The following is a 15,013-nucleotide window of genomic DNA, read 5'->3' as shown; positions in this document are numbered from 1 at the left end:
TAATAAGGGCAACCCCTGGCGCCGAATCTGTGACCTGTCTCAAACCGGACGAGCCGGGCGGGGCGGGTCGTCCCGGGCGCCACCGATCGGGCGCGCCCCGGCGGCGGGCGCCTCCCCCCTGTGCCTACGGTGGCGCCATGCGCGCCGGACGAGAGCCCGCCGAGCCCGAACCCGAGCCGGAACCGGACGCCGGCGCGGGGCGCGGGTCGGCCTCCTGGTGGGAGGGCGGCGACTGGTTCGAGTTCACTCTGGCCGTGCTGCTCGCGCTGGCCGCCGTCGGCACGGCGTGGGCCGGCTTCCAGAGCGCGAAGTGGAGCGGCGTGCAGGCGAACTCCTACGCCTCCGCCGCGGCGGCGCGCACCGAGTCCACCCGCCGCTCCACGGAGGCGGGCCAGTTCCTCACCATCGACGTGATCATGTTCACGCAGTGGCTCACCGCGCTGAACGAGGAGATCCTCGCCGACCCGTCGCAGCGGCCGGAGGGCACGTACCGGCCGGACCCGGACACCGTCTCCGGCCTGCTCTTCACCCGCTTCCGCAGCGAGTTCAAGCCCGCCGTGACCGCCTGGCTGCGGACCCGGCCGCTGTCCGACCCCGCGGCCCCGGTGACCCCCTTCGCCATGCCCGAGTACCGGCTCTCCGCCGAGGAGGACGCGCTGCGGCGCCTGGACGAGGCCCAGCGCCTGTCGGAGAGGGCCCGGCAGGCGAACCAGCGCTCCGACAACTACGTCCTGACCGCGGTCCTCTTCGCCCTGGTGCTGTTCTTCTCGTCCCTGGCCGGCCGCGCCCGCTCCCGGCTCGCCCGGATGCTGCTCTTCGGCCTGAGCGTGCTGACCCTGGCGGGGGCGGCCGTGCTCCTGCTGCTCTATCCCGTCGAGGTGTGACCGGCGGCGGCGTGCGGGCCCCCCGCGGACGGGCGGGGGCCGCACGCCCCCGCTAACGCGCGGCTGGCGGGGCCCGCCCCGGGCTCACCTGGAGCACCTCCAGCAGGGCGCGGGCCGTCGCGAGGTTGCAGTTCCGAGCATGACCAGCGGCGGCGTCCCGAAGTCCCGGCCGAGGCTCGGCAGCGTGATCCCGTGCGACCCCAGCACGATCTTGAGCCGGTCGACGCAGTCCCGCGCCTCCTTGTCGAGCTCCAGCGGCATGTGCATGAGCGGTGTCACCTTTCTGTGCGCGGTGTGACGGACGACTGGTCACACAGTGGTGCCGAACCGGCGTAGCGTGGAAGGGGTCTGGGCGCCTCGGCGCGAGGTGTGGAAGGCGGTCACCTGTGGGTCAGAGGAAGCGCAAGGACATCGACGGGTCGCAGAGCGTCCCGTGCTTCTACGGCAAGGAGTTGAGGTTCCAGCGGGAGAAGGCGGGCCTTTCCATGGCCCAGCTCGTGGAAGGCAGCTTCTACGGGACGTCCTACCTCAGCGAGATCGAACGCGGGCAGCGGCGCATGCCGGTCGACCTGGCCCGGCACGTGGACCGGACGCTCGGGACGGACGGGTACTTCGAGCTGTGCTGTGAGGATGTGCGGCGGGCGAGGCAGGGTGCGCACGCGTCGTACTTCGCGCCGATCGCGGAGGCGGAGACGCGGGCGCAAGCCATCGACGTGTGGGCCAACGCCCTCATCCCGGGCCTGCTCCAAACGGAGGCGTACGGTCGGGCCGCCAACCGGGCCACCGATCCGTTCGACCAGCCCGATGCAGCCGAAGCCAAGCTCCAAGCGCGTCTCGCGCGGGCCAGTCTCTTTGACTCCCCAGAGCGCCCGGAGTACTGGGCTGTTCTCCACGAGTCGTTGATCTTCCAACCCCTCCTTTCGCCCGTGGAGATGGCCGTACAACTGGAGCACGTTGCGGCCTTGGCCAAGGAGGGGCGCATCGTTCCGCAGGTACTGCCGTGGAACGTCGGGACGCGGTCCCTCTTGCAGTTGCCGCTCATGTTCCTGGAGTTCGACGACGAACCGACCCTGGTCTATACGGAAGGCCCTTATCACGGCCAGATCGTGGACGATCCCTGGCCTCGTGAAGCGATACCGCAAGGCATACGATCGGCTTAGGGCCGCCGCTTTGGCACCAGAGGCGTCCCTCGCCCTGATCGAGCAAGCGGCTGAGGACTACCGAAATGGCAAGCGACCAGGACTGGTTCAGCGGGGCTCACTGGCGTAGCAGCAGCTACAGCAGCGGCGGCGGGGAGTGCCTGGAAGTCGCCGAAGCCTTCCCTGGCGCCGCCCGCTGGCGCAAGAGCAGCTACAGCAACACGTCCGGCGGCAACTGCGTAGAAGTCGCCGAAGCCTTCCCCGGCGCCGCGCACTGGCGCAAGAGCAGTCACAGCACCAACGGCGGCGAGTGCCTCGAAGTCGCCGACGACCTCGTCGGCCTCGTCCCCGTGCGGGACTCGAAGGTGCCGGACGGGCCCGTGGTCACCGTGTCCGCGTGGGCCTGGGCGCCGTTCGTCGCGGCCGTCAAGGCGGGGCGGCGGTAGCCGCGAAAGGACTCGACCGAACGACCGTACGGTCCGTACCCTGCCCCGCATGATCGAATACGGAATCGCGGACCGCGCCGGTCGGAGCATCACCCTGCACGGGATCGACGACGACAACTGGCGGGACGTCGCGGACGTGGCGCCGCTGGACGACCAGCGGCGGTTCGCCCCGGCGCTGGCCGCGCGCTACCTGCTGCTGTCGATGCGCGGCCAGGTGTGGACCTCGCTTGCGGTGTGCGCCGACAAGGCCGTCGTCGGGCACGTGATGTGGGCGCGGGACGACGATGACGGCTCGTACTGGATCGGCGGGCTGCTGATCGACGGGACCGAGCAGGGCAAGGGCACCGGCCGGGCCGCCGTGCGGACCCTCATGGCGTGGCTGGCCGAACGGGAGGACTGCGCGGAGATCCGGCTGTCGTACGAGACGGACAACACCGCCGCCGACCGGCTCTACTCCTCGCTCGGCTTCCGGCGGACGGACGCCACCGAGGGTGACGAGGTGGTCGCCGCCCTGCCCGCGCGGGAGGCGCTCCCCGCCTGAGCCGCTGCGGCCCGACCCGGCCCGGCTCGGGAGGGCGCGCCCCGGGGTGCTCCCGTGGCGCGGCACCGCCCGGCCGTGGCGGTGGCCGACCGCTGGCGGTGGCCGGGCGGGGCACGGACCGTCAGCCGTGGGATGCCGTGTGCCGCAGGATCTCGTCCGCCAGGCGGTCGTCCAGCTCCGGGGGCAGGGTGTGGCCCATGCCCTCGACCAGCACCAGGCGGGCGCCGGGGATCGCGGCGGCGGTGGCCTCCGCGTGGGCGGGCGGGAACATCGGGTCCTGAGTGCCGTGCAGGACCAGCGTGGGCGCCTTCACCGACGCCAGGTCCGCGGTGGAGCGGTCCGTGCCGGACGCTCCGGCGAAGGTGTGGTTGACCGCCGCCCCCAGGTCGCGGGCCCGTTCGTACACGCGGCGCTCCATCGCCCGGTACGCCTCCTCGGGGAACGGCAGCGCCGGCCCGTGCAGCACCTTCCACAGCGGGAGCCGCGCCGCGAGGTAGCCCTCGACGCCGCTGCCCGGCTGCGGGAGGGCCGAGACGAGCGCGGCCAGCAGTTCCGGTGCGGGGGGCGGGAGTTCGCCCGGCAGCGGCGCCTCCCCCGCCATGACCCGCTGCACGGCCGCGGCCGTGTCGGTGCCGAGCGGCTGGGACGAGAGGCTCGTCAGGGTCCGTACGCGCTCGGGGTGCGTGACCGCGAGGAGCTGGGCGATGATCCCGCCGAGGGAGGCGCCCACGACATGGGCCCGGTCCGCGCCGAAGGCGTCGAGGACGGCGAGTGCGTCGGAGGCCAGGTCGGCGATCGTGTACGGCCGGGCGGCGAAGTCGACCGTGGAGGACCGCCCGGTGTCGCGGTGGTCGTAGCGGATGACGCGGAAGCCGCCGTCGGCGAGCCGCCTGACGAAGCCGTCGTTCCACTGGATCCCCTGCGCCTGCGCCCCCATGACGAGCAGCACTGCCGGGTGGTCCGGATCGCCGGTCTCCTGCGCCCACAGCTCCAGGCCGTCCGTGTGCACCGTGCGCTCGTGGTGCGGGGTGTGCGCGAGTTCATTTTCCTGCATGGTCATTCAAGATAATGGCTCGGTGCGGTGCGCGCACCTCCTTTGTCCCGGGCAACCGGTTGGACGCGGGGGCGCCCGCCGGGCACCCTGATCCCCATGGCCGGGGTCAAGGGGCAGGTGCAGAAGCGGGGCGTGGAGCGGCGCAGGGCCATGGTCGACGCCGCGATCGAGTTGTTCGCGCGGCAGGGGGTGCGGGGCACCGGCGTGGCGGCCGTCGCCGAGCGGGCCGGGGCCACGCCGTCCGCGGTGATCCACCACTTCGGCAGCAAGGACGGCCTCGTCCAGGCCGTCCTGGAGGAGGCCGACCGGCGGGCCCTGGAGCGGCTGTCCGTGCCCGAGGGCGCGGAACCGACCCTGGACGAGGCCCTTGACTGGCTCGTACGGGACGCCGAGCACACGGCCGCGACGGAACGGGACCTGGCCGCCCTGCACACCACGCTCACCGCGGAGAACCTGGAGCCGGGCTCGGCGCTGCACACGTGGTTCCGGGACCGCGGCCGGGTCCTGCGGGCGCACCTGTCCGCCCTGTTCGCGCGGGCCGCGGCCGACGGCTCCGTCCCTGCCGGACTGGACCCGGAGGTGCTGGCCGCGGAGACGGCCGCGTTCCTGGAGGGCGTCCACCTGCTGTGGCTGCTGGACCCCGAGCGGGTCGACCTGGTCGCCGTGCACCGCAGTTACGTCGACGGCCTGGCCGCGCGGCTGCGGGGCTGCGGAGGCTGACGGGGCGGGAGGGCGCGGCCCGGTCGCAGGGTCGGCTCGATGACGGCTCAACCGGGGCTTCGCCCGCCGGGCCCGCCCGTGCCGGGTGCGTCGGAGGGATGCTGTTGTGTCCCCCCGCCCCGCCGTCTCCTGCCCGCAGGGGCGGGGCCCGCATGGTCTTCGCGACGGCGCGGCCGGCCGGACCTGGCGTCTTCGTGCGCGCGGGGACGGGACCGCCGGACCCGGCCGGGCGCGGGTGGCGCGTGCGCGGCCGCAGGGAGGCGGTGCGGTGGGGTGCGCGGGCAGGTGGCAGCTCACCGCCGTGCGCGTGCCCGCGGGGTCCTAGTACGCCTGGAAGGCGGGCTCCAGCACCTCCGCCAGCCGGCGCTTGACGGCCCCCGCGTAGTGGAGCGGCACCCGGGGGCCGCCGCGGTGGAGGCGGACCCCGAGGTCGGCCAGGAGGTACAGCATGCGCAGGGTGCGCAGGGCGTTGGAGGTGTGCGCGGGGGTGGTGGGCACACCGGGCGGCCGGCCCGCGGCGAAGTGGGCGCCCAGGGGGTCGAGCCAGCCGGTGGCCTCCGCCTCGGTGAGGTCGGGGCGGGTCAGGCAGCGGGCCACGGCCTGGGCGAGGCGGTCGTCCTCCTGCTGCGCGAAGAGCTCGTCCGTGGGGGACAGGAGGCGGGCCGCCGCGAGGGCCGGCATGTCGGCGGGAGGCACTTCGGGGTGCAGGCCGAGCGCGCCGAGGAGGTCCGCCCCGTGGGCGACGGCGTGCAGTCAGCCCACCTCGGGGTCGTGGCCGCGCAGGTCCTCCTCCGCCGGGTACCAGCGGCGGAAGGCGGCGGTCCAGGCGGGATCGAGGTCGCCCCGGCGGACGATCATGTCGAGGACGAGCGGTGCGAAGGCCCTGGCCTGGACCTCGGGGTCCTCGAAGCGGTCGGCCATCACGGTGCCGAGCCGGACCCGCAGCGGCCCGTCGACCACGTCCCGCTCGATCCAGGTGCGCAGCACCATGTACGGGTAGCCGTCGCGGACCTCGGGGGCCGGGTCGCGCAGGGCCCCGGCGAGTTCGTCCACCAGGGCCGGCAGGTCCGCGCCGGCCGGTACGGCGCAGTCGTTCTCGTACACCCGCTGCCAGCGGGCCGGGTCGACCCGGGCGCCGTCGATCGTCGTCATGCGGGGAGCTTCGGCGCCGACGGCTCGGCGGGCAAAGGCTTTTCGGGATTCCCGGGCGCGGTCACGGGGGCGGCGGCGCACTCAGTACCCTTGCGTGCATGTACGGCTACGAGCAGAACCCGGGTGCCCAGCAGTACGCCCCGCCGCACCAGCAGGGGTACGGCCAGCAGCCGCCGCTGTATCCGGAGCCGTCGCCGCCGTCGCTCGCGGACGCGGTGCGGGCCTTCACGACCGGGTCGCTCTCGTCCGAGGACTTCCAGCAGATCTTCGCCACCTCCAAGGTGTACTGCCCGCGCGGCGACAACCCGGGCTTCCTCGCGCTGCACAACACGCAGCAGCCGGTCATCCCGATGTTCTCCACGCTGAAGCAGCTCAGGCGGTACGCGGGCAAGGAGTCCAAGTACTTCGTGATCACCGGTGCCGAGGTGCTCGACCTGCTGCCCACCGGGTACGGCTTCGTCCTCGACATGGAGGGCGAGCACCGGATCGTGGTGGACGCGAAGGCCGTGGAGGAGATGGTCGACTTCGCGATGCGCCGGATGTACGGCTAGGACTGCCGCTTCCTTCGCCTCACGTCCACGGCCCCGGCCCGCCGTGCATGATGTCCGGGTGACTCACCTGGCCCAGCGCGTCAGCGCCTGGATCTCGGCCTTCGGCGTCCTTGCCGCGGGGCTGCTGCTCGTTGTCTCCGCCGGTGAGTACCGCGCCGGGGCGTCGGTCCTCTGGCCCGTGGGGGGAGCCTCGGTCTTCCTCGGCGCTGTGTACGCGCTCGTACGGGACGTGCGGCGGCTCCGCACGCGGCCGGCCCGCTGACAGCGGGACCGTTCCCACCGGGCCCACCGGTTTTCGTCCGGGTGGGCCGCCGACGGGCGCGCGGTGCGCGCACACCGGGCCGTTCCTGCCGGGTGGGGCACGAGCCCGGCCGCGGCCCGCGCGGACGCGGGGGGTGTCTCCGGACCGCACGGCCCGGCGCGGTCGCCGGCCAGGGCGGCCGGGGCGGCGGTCCACGGCGGATGCGCGGCGCCCGTACGCCTCCGGGTGGCCGGTCGCCGACTGCACGGCCCGTACGGCTCCGGCAGCCCTTCGCCGCCCGTGCGGCCGGGGCTGCGTCCGGAGCGCCCGTAGCCCGGCAGCCCGCGCCGTCCCGTGGCGGTCGCCCGCGGTCGGGGTGACCGGTGTGGTGCGGCCCGTGCGGCTCGCGGCGGGCGCCCTTCCCGGCGGCGTCGCCGACGGTGTCTGCGGCCACGGGTCCCGGTGCGGTGCCGGCGCGGGAATGGCGGCGGCTGCCGGCGCGGGAATGGCGGCGGCTGGCAGGGCGGGAATGGCGGCGGCTGGCAGGGCGGGAATGGCGGCGGCTGGCAGGGCGTTCCCCTAGGCAGGAAGTTCAGCTTTCAACTAAACTGGACCCATGCACTACCGGCCCTGGAGGTCCGCATGCCTGCCGTAACCGTCGAGAACCCGCTCACCCTGCCGCGCGTCGCCGCGCCCCTCGACGCGCCGGCCCGCAAGGTGCTGGCCGTCACCACCGCGCCCGCCGGCCTCGAAGGCGAGGGCTTCCCCGTGCGGCGCGCCTTCGCCGGCATCCACTACCGCCACCTTGACCCGTTCATCATGATGGACCAGATGGGCGAGGTGGAGTACCAGCCCGGGGAGCCGAAGGGCACGCCCTGGCACCCGCACCGCGGCTTCGAGACCGTCACCTACATCATCGACGGCGTCTTCGACCACCAGGACTCCAACGGCGGCGGCGGCACCATCACCAACGGCGACACCCAGTGGATGACCGCGGGCGCGGGCCTCCTGCACATCGAGGCTCCGCCGGAGCACCTCGTGGTGTCGGGCGGCCTCTTCCACGGCCTCCAGCTGTGGGTGAACCTGCCGGCCAAGGACAAGATGATGCCGCCGCGCTACCAGGACATCCGCGGCGGCCAGGTCCAGCTGCTCACCTCCTCCGACGGCGGCGCCCTGCTGCGCGTCATCGCGGGCGAGCTGGACGGCCACCAGGGCCCCGGCATCACGCACACGCCGATCACGATGGTCCACGCGACCCTGGCGCCGGGCGCCGAGGTCACGCTGCCGTGGCGCGAGGACTTCAACGGGCTCGCGTACGTCCTCGCGGGCCGCGGCGCGGTCGGCGCCGAGCGGCGCCCCGTCCAATCCGGGCAGACCGCCGTCTTCGGCGCGGGCGGCTCGCTGACCGTCCGCGCCGACGAACAGCAGGACGGGCACACGCCGGACCTGGAGGTCGTCCTGCTCGGCGGCGAGCCCATCCGGGAGCCCGTGGCGCACTACGGGCCGTTCGTCATGAACACCCGGGAGGAGCTCGTGCAGGCGTTCGATGACTTCCAGGCGGGCCGCCTGGGGACCATCCCCGCCGTGCACGGCATGACCGAGGGCGGGCTGTAGGCCCTCGCCCGAGGGACGGTTCCCCGGCTCGCCGGTGGCTCCGCCCGGTCGGCCCCGCCCTCCGGTCACCGGCGGACGGGGCCGACGGCCGTGAAGCCTCTTGCGTCCGACTGCTCCCCCTCTCGCCCGCCCCGGGGGACGGGGCCCCGGCGGGCCGCTCCGGGCGGGCCGCTTCCTGCGGCCCGCGCCTCGAAGCCCCGGGGACCGCTGCTCGTTCGGCGGCGGTCCCCGCGGCGCCGCACGACTGACGGCGCGTCATCCCGGCGGGCCCCCGGCGGGCGCCCGCCCGAGGGGTGTGGTGGAGTGGTGGGGTGCCTCTGTCACCGCTGCCCGAACCCGTGCGGCGCCTCGCCGCCTGGTGTGTCGTCGTGCTGCTCGTGACGGCCGTGGCCTACGTCGTCATCTGGCTGTGCGTCACCTTCCAGACCGCCCTCACCGCCATCCTGCTCGCCGTGCTCGGTGCCGCCCTCCTGCGGCCCGTCTACCGGCGGCTCGTCGACTGGCACGTCCAGCGGTCCCTCGCCGCAGGGCTGACCTGCGCCGCCGTGATCGCCGTCTTCGGCGGCGCCGGGTACATCCTCGTCACCGCGCTGATCGACACCGGCGACCAGATCATCGAGTCGCTGCGCCAGGCCGTGCGCGACCTGGCCCGGCTGGTCGGGGCGCCCGGCACGACCCTGGACGACCTGATCACACAGGGCTGGGACCTGCTGCGGAGATTCGGCGGCGGCGCCGCCTCCGGCGTCGTCAGCGGCATCAGCCTCCTCGGCCAGGTGCTGACCGTCGCCCTGCTCGCGATGCTGCTCCTCTTCTTCTTCCTGCGGGACGCAGGCCGCGTCCTCGCCGCCCTCCGGGACCTCGCACCCGGCGACAGCGCCGAGACGCTGGAAGCGATGGCCCGCCGCGCCTTCGAGGCCGTCGAGGGCTTCATGCGCGGCACGACGATCGTCGCCCTCATCGACGGCTTCTTCATCACCGTCGGGCTCCTCGTCCTCCAGGTGCCCGGGGCCTTCGGGCTCGGCGCGCTGGTGTTCGTCGGCGCCTACATCCCGTACCTGGGCGCCTTCTTGTCCGGGGCCGTCGCCGTCCTCGTCGCCCTAGCCGACCGGGGCCTCGCCATCGCGCTGTGGACCCTGGGCGTGGTCCTGGCCGTGCAGACGCTGGAGGGCAACATCCTCCAGCCGGTCATCCAGAGCCGCACCGTGCGGATCCACCCGGCCATCGTCCTGGTCGCCCTCACCGCGGGCGCGTCCGTCGCCGGCATCCTCGGCATGCTCCTCGCCGTGCCGTTCACCGCGGCCGCCTTCGGCATCGCCGGCGAGCTGCGCAGCCGCTACAGAAGATCCGGCACCTCGACGGACAAGCCGCCGGCGCCGGCGCCCGACTCGTAGAGCTCGAACCAGATGGACTTGCCCTCGCCCCGCGGGTCCACGCCCCACGCGTGCGCCAGCATCTCCATCAGGACGAGGCCGCGGCCCGAGGACGCCATCTCGCCGGGGCGGCGCCGGTGCGGCAGCTCGTCGCTGCCGTCCGCGACCTCCACGCGCAGCCGCCGCTCCCCGTGCAGCCCCGTCGCCTCCGCCACCAGCAGCGCGTCCCCGTCGGTGTGCACCAGGACGTTGGTGACCATCTCCGACACCATCAGGACGGCCGCGTCCACCTGGTCCTCGTCCGCCCAGTCGTGCAGCAGCTCCCGCAGCTGGTGCCGGGCCGCCGCGATCCGCTCCGGCTCCGCCTGCGCCACGCTCAGCACCGTGCGGCGCGGTGCCGACACGCGGGACGCGGGTCCCGCAGTCCGGGACAGCAGCAGCACCGCGATGTCGTCCTCCCGGCGGTCCGCGAACGGGCCCGTCGTGTGGTGCGAGGCCGGCCCGTGCACCGCGTGCACCAGCGCGTCGGCCAGTATGTCGAGGGACTCCGAGGCCGGCTCGTACTCCTCCAGCAGCTTGCGGACCCGCAGCCAGCCGGTGTCCATGTCGTGCCCGCCGGTCTCCAGCAGGCCGTCCGTGCAGATCATCAGGGTCTCGCCGGCCTCCAGCACCAGCCGGGTCGTCGGGTAGTCCGTGTCCGGGACGATGCCGAGCGGCAGCCCGCCGTCGGTGTGCCGGAGCAGGACCGTGCCGTCCGCCATGCGCAGCGCCGGTTCCGGGTGGCCCGCCCGCGCGATGTCGACCGTGCCCGTGGCCGGGTCCACCTCCAGGTACAGGCAGGTCGCGAAGCGCGGTCCGCCGTCCTCGCGGTCCCCGCCGTCCTCGCGGTCCCCACCGGGCCCGCCGTCGCCGTTCGCGCCCTCCGTGATCCCGCACAGGAACCGCGACGCCCGCGACAGCACCGCGTCCGGGCGGTGCCCCTCCGCCGCGTACGCCCGCAGCGCGATCCGCAGCTGGCCCATCAGGCCCGCCGCCCGCACGTCGTGCCCCTGCACGTCGCCGATGACGAACGCGACCCGGCCGCCCGGCAGCTGGATCATGTCGTACCAGTCGCCGCCCACCTGGAGCCCGCCGCCCGTCGGCACGTACCGCGCGGCCACCTCGACACCGGGGATCGCGGGCCCCAGCACCGGCATCATCGCCCGTTGCAGGCCCAGCGACAGCTCCCGCTCCGACTCCGCGACACCCGCCCTGGCCAGCGCCTGCGCCAGCATGCGCGCCACCGTCGTCAGCACCGACCGCTCGTCGGGCGTGAACCCCACCCGGTACGTGAAGGCCGCCATCCACGCGCCCATCGTGCGGCCCGCCACGATCAGCGGCAGGAACGCCCACGACTCCCGCCGGAAGCGCTGCGCCAGCGGCCACGTCGCCGGGTACCGCTCCCGGTAGTCGTCCGGCGTCGGCAGGTAGATCGCCCGGCCGGTGCGCACGACCTCCGCCGCCGGATAGTCCGTGTCCAGCGGCATCTCCGCGAAGGGGCCCTCGTCGCCGGCGTGGTGCCCGTGGTGCCCGATGATCGTCAGCCGGTCACCGGACACCCCGAAGACGGCCAGCCCGTCCGGGGAGAAGCCGGGCATCGACAGCGACGCCGCCACCCGCAGCACCTCGGCCGTCGACCTGGCCTCCGCCAGGGCCCGGCCCGCGTCCAGCAGGAACGCCTCGCGCGAGCGCCGCCAGTCGCCCATCACCGGGGCCCGCCCCGCCGTGCCGGGCTGCGGCTCCGCGGTCTCCTGGAGCGTGCCCACGAGCCGGAAGCCGTCCGCGTCCAGGAGCGGCTTGCAGCGGGTGCGCACCGTTCGCACCACCCGGCCGCTCTCGTCCATGACCCGCAGGCGGGACTCGGCGAGGGTGCCTTCGGTGAGGGCCAGGTTCACGATCCCGTCGATCTCGTTCCAGTCGACGGGGTGGAAGCGGGAGCGGACCGCGCCCTCGGTGAGTTCCGTCGGCTGCGCGGGCAGCCCCAGCAGCCGGGCGGCCTCCGCGTCGAGCGTGACGGTGCCGGTCGCGTTGTCCCAACGCCACAGGCCGGTCAGGACCGCGGCCAGGACGTCCTCGGTGCGCATTGCCCCACTTTAAGAAGATGGACCGATGAATCGCCACTGTGGGGGTGCTGTGAGCTGCGGCTCAGTCGACTCCCTGATACCGGAAACCGATCTCCCGCTGCCCGGTACCCTGGGGTTGTTTCACGTGAAACGCGCCCCCGATCAGCGAAGGCTGGATGAACGACGATGCATCGGTACAGGTCCCACACCTGCGGCGAGCTCCGCGCCTCTGACGTCGGCACCGACGTCCGGCTGAGCGGCTGGCTGCACAATCGGCGCGACCTGGGCGGCATCCTCTTCATCGATCTGCGCGACCACTACGGCATCACGCAGCTCGTCGCCCGCCCCGGCACCGCCGCGTACGAGGCGCTCGACAAGCAGACCAAGGAATCCGTCGTCCGGATCGACGGCAAGGTCGTCTCGCGCGGCACCGAGAACGTCAACCCGGACCTGCCCACCGGCGAGGTCGAGGTGGAGGTCTCCGAGGTCGAGGTGCTGGGCGCCTCCGGCCCGCTGCCGTTCACGATCAACACGGACGACGGCGTCAACGAGGAGCGGCGCCTGGAGTACCGCTTCCTGGACCTGCGCCGCGAGCGCATGCACCGCAACATCATGCTGCGCACCGCGGTGATCGCCGCGATCCGGCAGAAGATGACCGCCCTCGGATTCAACGAGATGGCGACGCCGATCCTCACCGCGACCTCCCCCGAGGGTGCCCGCGACTTCGTCGTCCCGTCCCGGCTGAACCCCGGCCGCTTCTACGCGCTGCCGCAGGCGCCGCAGCAGTTCAAGCAGCTGCTGATGGTCTCCGGCTTCGACCGGTACTTCCAGATCGCGCCCTGCTTCCGCGACGAGGACGCCCGCGCGGACCGCTCGCCCGGCGAGTTCTACCAGCTCGATGTCGAGATGAGCTTCGTGACGCAGGAAGACGTCTTCCAGCCGATCGAGAAGCTCATGACCGAGCTGTTCGAGGAGTTCGGCAACGGCCGCCACGTGACCTCGCCGTTCCCGCGCATCCCGTTCCGCGAGGCGATGCTGAAGTACGGCTCTGACAAGCCGGACCTGCGGGCCCAGCTGGAGCTCGTCGACATCACCGACGTGTTCGCCGACTCCGAGTTCAAGGCGTTCGCCGGCAAGCACGTGCGCGCCCTGCCGGTGCCGGACGTCGCCGGGCAGCCGCGCAAGTTCTTCGACTCGCTGGGCGAGTTCGCCGTGGAGCACGGCGCGAAGGGCCTCGCCTGGATCCGCGTCGGCGACGACATGGCCTTCACCGGGCCCATCGCCAAGTTCCTCACCGAGGAGAACGTCAAGACGCTCGTCGACCGCCTCGGCCTCAAGCCCGGCCACGCGGTCTTCTTCGGCGCCGGTGACGTCGACGAGGTCGCGAAGATCATGGGCGCGGTCCGCGTCGAGGCCGCCAAGCGGGCCGGCCACTTCGAGGAGGACGTCTTCCGCTTCTGCTGGATCGTCGACTTCCCGATGTACGAGAAGGACGAGGAGACCGGCAAGATCGACTTCTCGCACAACCCCTTCTCCATGCCGCAGGGCGGCATGAAGGACCTGGAGGAGAAGGACCCGCTCGACATCCTCGCCTGGCAGTACGACATCGTCTGCAACGGCGTCGAGCTGTCCTCCGGCGCCATCCGGAACCACGAGCCGGACATCATGATCAAGGCGTTCGAGATCGCGGGCTACGACCGCGACACCGTGGAGCGCGAGTTCGCGGGCATGCTGCGTGCGTTCCGCTTCGGCGCCCCGCCGCACGGCGGCATCGCCCCCGGCGTCGACCGCATCGTCATGCTCCTCGCCGACGAGCCGAACATCCGCGAGACCATCGCGTTCCCGCTGAACGGCAACGCGCAGGACCTGATGATGGGCGCCCCCACGGAGCTGGAGGAGGCGCGGCTGCGGGAGCTGAACATCGCGCTGCGCAAGCCGGTGGCCGACAAGGACAAGTGAGCCGCACGGCGCACCGCACACGCTGAGCGCGGGCCCCGGGACCGGAGGAATCCGGCCCGGGGCCCGCGCGTTTCTGTCGACCGGGCGGTCACCCGCAACCCCGCACGGGCGCGGAGGCGTTGACAGGGGGTGAAGCCCCGGCCCCGGCACCTCCGGCTCCTGCGAAAGGCCCGACCCATGCCCGCGTTCCGCCGCCCGCGCCGCCGCCTCCCCGTGGTGGCCGCGGTGCTGTTCCCGCTCCTGCCGGTGACCGCGTGCGCCGACGGCGGCCCACCGGACGGGGCGCGGAGCCACCCGCCGGCCGCCGGGGCGAAGGGCCCCGGCGACCACGGGGGCACGCCGCCGCCCGCGGGGCGCGCCGCTGCCGGTCTCCCCTTGCTGCCGCCGCCCGCCCCGGCCGACATCCCCGGCCTCGGGCCCCGCACCCGGGCCGCCCTCGACCCGGCCACCACGCAGGCGGTCGTCGTCCGGGGGAAGGACCGGGACTCCAGCGACGCCACCGTCACCCTCTACGAGCGGCGGCCCGGGGACGGCTGGAAGCCGGTGTCCGGCCCGTGGCCCGCGCACAACGCGGCCAAGGGGTGGACCGACCACCATGTCCAGGACGACCTGCGCTCGCCCGTCGGCGTGTACGGCCTGACGGACGCGGGCGGCCTGCTGCCGAACCCGGGCACGAAGCTCCCCTACGACCAGGGGCCGGCCTTCACGGTCACCGGCACCGGTGCCCTCGGGGAACCGCTGGCGGGCTCCTTCGACTATGTCGTCGCCATCAACTACAACCGCAAGCCGGGCACGTCCCCCCTGGACTGGACCCGCCCCCTGGGCGCGGAGCGCGGCGGAGGCATCTGGCTCCACGTCGACCACGACGGCCCCACCCAGGGCTGTGTGTCCCTGGAGAAGCCGCAGATGAAGGAGGTGCTGACGTGGCTCGACCCGTCGGCGCGGCCGGTGGTGGTGATGGGCGACGTGCTGAGCCTGGCCCGGTGAGGGGAGGCCGGTGACCGTGGGCCGCCGGGTGCGTCCCCGGTGACCCCGGGGGGTGGTGTCCTGCCCGGCGGGGGCCGGGGCGCGCCGAGCCCGCGTGGTGGGCACGCCGACGGTCTGGCCGGGTGGGTGCGGGGCGTCGTGGCCTGGCGGTGCGTGGCGCGGTGGGGGAGGGTGCCGTGGCGGTGTGCCGGGTGCGGTGCCGGGGGCCGCCGGGGCGGGGCGTGTGGGCCGGGCGTGGTGGGCGGAGGCGCGG

At 73.8% G+C, this 15,013-nt stretch carries 16 protein-coding genes; 11 read left to right on the top strand and 5 right to left on the bottom strand.

The window, feature by feature from the left end; translation table 11 throughout:
• The first annotated feature begins 137 nt into the window (after nucleotides 1-137).
• Nucleotides 138-884 carry a hypothetical protein gene (locus BJP40_RS15330; protein WP_226962575.1) on the top strand — a complete coding sequence of 249 codons (747 nt, stop codon included), beginning with the start codon at nucleotides 138-140 and terminating at the stop codon, nucleotides 882-884.
• Nucleotides 885-968: 84 nt separating this feature from the next.
• Here BJP40_RS15330 and BJP40_RS15325 read toward each other — a convergent pair whose 3' ends face one another.
• Nucleotides 969-1,151, bottom strand: coding sequence for a hypothetical protein (locus BJP40_RS15325; RefSeq protein ID WP_071280835.1), 183 nt, complete (start codon nucleotides 1,149-1,151; stop codon nucleotides 969-971).
• Between the two features lie 119 nt (nucleotides 1,152-1,270).
• On the opposite strand from BJP40_RS15325, the gene BJP40_RS15320 reads away from it, so the two are divergent.
• From BJP40_RS15320 to BJP40_RS15310, 3 genes are all read left to right on the top strand, one after another.
• Complete coding sequence (locus tag BJP40_RS15320; protein WP_319020091.1) at nucleotides 1,271-2,044, top strand: helix-turn-helix transcriptional regulator; 774 nt, start codon at nucleotides 1,271-1,273, stop codon at nucleotides 2,042-2,044.
• A gap of 140 nt (nucleotides 2,045-2,184) precedes the next feature.
• On the top strand, nucleotides 2,185-2,469 hold the full coding sequence (locus BJP40_RS15315) for a DUF397 domain-containing protein (protein ID WP_071280879.1): 285 nt from the start codon (nucleotides 2,185-2,187) through the stop codon (nucleotides 2,467-2,469).
• Between the two features lie 49 nt (nucleotides 2,470-2,518).
• Entirely contained in the window at nucleotides 2,519-3,010 is a 492-nt protein-coding gene (locus BJP40_RS15310) for an N-acetyltransferase (protein WP_071280834.1), read from the top strand.
• 121 nt (nucleotides 3,011-3,131) lie between these two features.
• Here the strand turns inward: BJP40_RS15310 and BJP40_RS15305 are convergent, their stop codons facing one another.
• Nucleotides 3,132-4,064, bottom strand: coding sequence for an alpha/beta fold hydrolase (locus BJP40_RS15305; RefSeq protein ID WP_071280878.1), 933 nt, complete (start codon nucleotides 4,062-4,064; stop codon nucleotides 3,132-3,134).
• Nucleotides 4,065-4,160: 96 nt separating this feature from the next.
• Between BJP40_RS15305 and BJP40_RS15300 the strand changes: the two genes are divergently transcribed.
• A complete protein-coding gene (locus tag BJP40_RS15300) occupies nucleotides 4,161-4,784 on the top strand; it encodes a TetR/AcrR family transcriptional regulator (protein WP_071280833.1) in 624 nt (207 codons plus the stop codon).
• A 321-nt stretch (nucleotides 4,785-5,105) separates the two neighbouring features.
• On the opposite strand, the gene BJP40_RS34925 is transcribed toward BJP40_RS15300, so the two are convergent.
• Nucleotides 5,106-5,537, bottom strand: coding sequence for a DUF2785 domain-containing protein (locus BJP40_RS34925; RefSeq protein WP_218153211.1), 432 nt, complete (start codon nucleotides 5,535-5,537; stop codon nucleotides 5,106-5,108).
• The gene (locus tag BJP40_RS34920) at nucleotides 5,538-5,936 is read right to left on the bottom strand and encodes a hypothetical protein (RefSeq protein ID WP_218153210.1); all 399 of its coding nucleotides are present in this window, start codon (nucleotides 5,934-5,936) and stop codon (nucleotides 5,538-5,540) included.
• Between the two features lie 98 nt (nucleotides 5,937-6,034).
• Between BJP40_RS34920 and BJP40_RS15290 the strand changes: the two genes are divergently transcribed.
• The 4 genes from BJP40_RS15290 to BJP40_RS15275 all read left to right on the top strand — a co-directional run bounded on the left by BJP40_RS15290 (nucleotide 6,035) and on the right by BJP40_RS15275 (nucleotide 9,733).
• The gene (locus tag BJP40_RS15290) at nucleotides 6,035-6,487 is read left to right on the top strand and encodes an SseB family protein (RefSeq protein ID WP_071265326.1); all 453 of its coding nucleotides are present in this window, start codon (nucleotides 6,035-6,037) and stop codon (nucleotides 6,485-6,487) included.
• A gap of 58 nt (nucleotides 6,488-6,545) precedes the next feature.
• The gene (locus tag BJP40_RS15285) at nucleotides 6,546-6,749 is read left to right on the top strand and encodes a hypothetical protein (protein ID WP_226962577.1); all 204 of its coding nucleotides are present in this window, start codon (nucleotides 6,546-6,548) and stop codon (nucleotides 6,747-6,749) included.
• Nucleotides 6,750-7,370: 621 nt separating this feature from the next.
• Nucleotides 7,371-8,342 carry a pirin family protein gene (locus BJP40_RS15280; RefSeq protein ID WP_071280832.1) on the top strand — a complete coding sequence of 324 codons (972 nt, stop codon included), beginning with the start codon at nucleotides 7,371-7,373 and terminating at the stop codon, nucleotides 8,340-8,342.
• Nucleotides 8,343-8,659: 317 nt separating this feature from the next.
• On the top strand, nucleotides 8,660-9,733 hold the full coding sequence (locus BJP40_RS15275; RefSeq protein ID WP_107407931.1) for an AI-2E family transporter: 1,074 nt from the start codon (nucleotides 8,660-8,662) through the stop codon (nucleotides 9,731-9,733).
• Here the strand turns inward: BJP40_RS15275 and BJP40_RS15270 are convergent.
• Complete coding sequence (locus tag BJP40_RS15270; protein WP_071280831.1) at nucleotides 9,676-11,835, bottom strand: SpoIIE family protein phosphatase; 2,160 nt, start codon at nucleotides 11,833-11,835, stop codon at nucleotides 9,676-9,678. The genes BJP40_RS15275 and BJP40_RS15270 overlap by 58 nt on opposite strands.
• 165 nt (nucleotides 11,836-12,000) lie before the next feature.
• Here BJP40_RS15270 and aspS point away from each other — a divergent pair, with 165 nt between their 5' ends.
• Both aspS and BJP40_RS15260 read left to right on the top strand, forming a co-directional pair.
• Nucleotides 12,001-13,773, top strand: coding sequence for an aspartate--tRNA ligase (gene aspS / locus BJP40_RS15265; protein WP_071280830.1), 1,773 nt, complete (start codon nucleotides 12,001-12,003; stop codon nucleotides 13,771-13,773).
• A gap of 177 nt (nucleotides 13,774-13,950) precedes the next feature.
• Nucleotides 13,951-14,760: a L,D-transpeptidase family protein gene (locus BJP40_RS15260; RefSeq protein WP_071280876.1), complete on the top strand. Its 810-nt coding sequence runs from the start codon at nucleotides 13,951-13,953 to the stop codon at nucleotides 14,758-14,760.
• Nucleotides 14,761-15,013 lie beyond the last annotated feature (253 nt).

It is taken from the genome of Streptomyces sp. CC53 (assembly GCF_001865245.1).
GTDB lineage: Bacteria > Actinomycetota > Actinomycetes > Streptomycetales > Streptomycetaceae > Streptomyces.
Note: the sequence above shows the minus strand (reverse complement) of the source record. Positions and strands in the feature narration are given on the sequence as shown.

Coding starts and splice junctions, on each gene's coding strand:
- BJP40_RS15290 (WP_071265326.1), top strand. CDS start 6,035: ATGTACGGCTACGAGCAGAACCCGGGTGCCCAGCAGTACGCCCCGCCG.
- BJP40_RS34920 (WP_218153210.1), bottom strand. CDS start 5,936: ATGACGACGATCGACGGCGCCCGGGTCGACCCGGCCCGCTGGCAGCGG.
- BJP40_RS15325 (WP_071280835.1), bottom strand. CDS start 1,151: ATGCACATGCCGCTGGAGCTCGACAAGGAGGCGCGGGACTGCGTCGAC.
- BJP40_RS15260 (WP_071280876.1), top strand. CDS start 13,951: ATGCCCGCGTTCCGCCGCCCGCGCCGCCGCCTCCCCGTGGTGGCCGCG.
- BJP40_RS15305 (WP_071280878.1), bottom strand. CDS start 4,064: ATGCAGGAAAATGAACTCGCGCACACCCCGCACCACGAGCGCACGGTG.
- BJP40_RS15270 (WP_071280831.1), bottom strand. CDS start 11,835: ATGCGCACCGAGGACGTCCTGGCCGCGGTCCTGACCGGCCTGTGGCGT.
- BJP40_RS15300 (WP_071280833.1), top strand. CDS start 4,161: ATGGCCGGGGTCAAGGGGCAGGTGCAGAAGCGGGGCGTGGAGCGGCGC.
- BJP40_RS15330 (WP_226962575.1), top strand. CDS start 138: ATGCGCGCCGGACGAGAGCCCGCCGAGCCCGAACCCGAGCCGGAACCG.
- BJP40_RS15310 (WP_071280834.1), top strand. CDS start 2,519: ATGATCGAATACGGAATCGCGGACCGCGCCGGTCGGAGCATCACCCTG.
- aspS (WP_071280830.1), top strand. CDS start 12,001: ATGCATCGGTACAGGTCCCACACCTGCGGCGAGCTCCGCGCCTCTGAC.
- BJP40_RS15280 (WP_071280832.1), top strand. CDS start 7,371: ATGCCTGCCGTAACCGTCGAGAACCCGCTCACCCTGCCGCGCGTCGCC.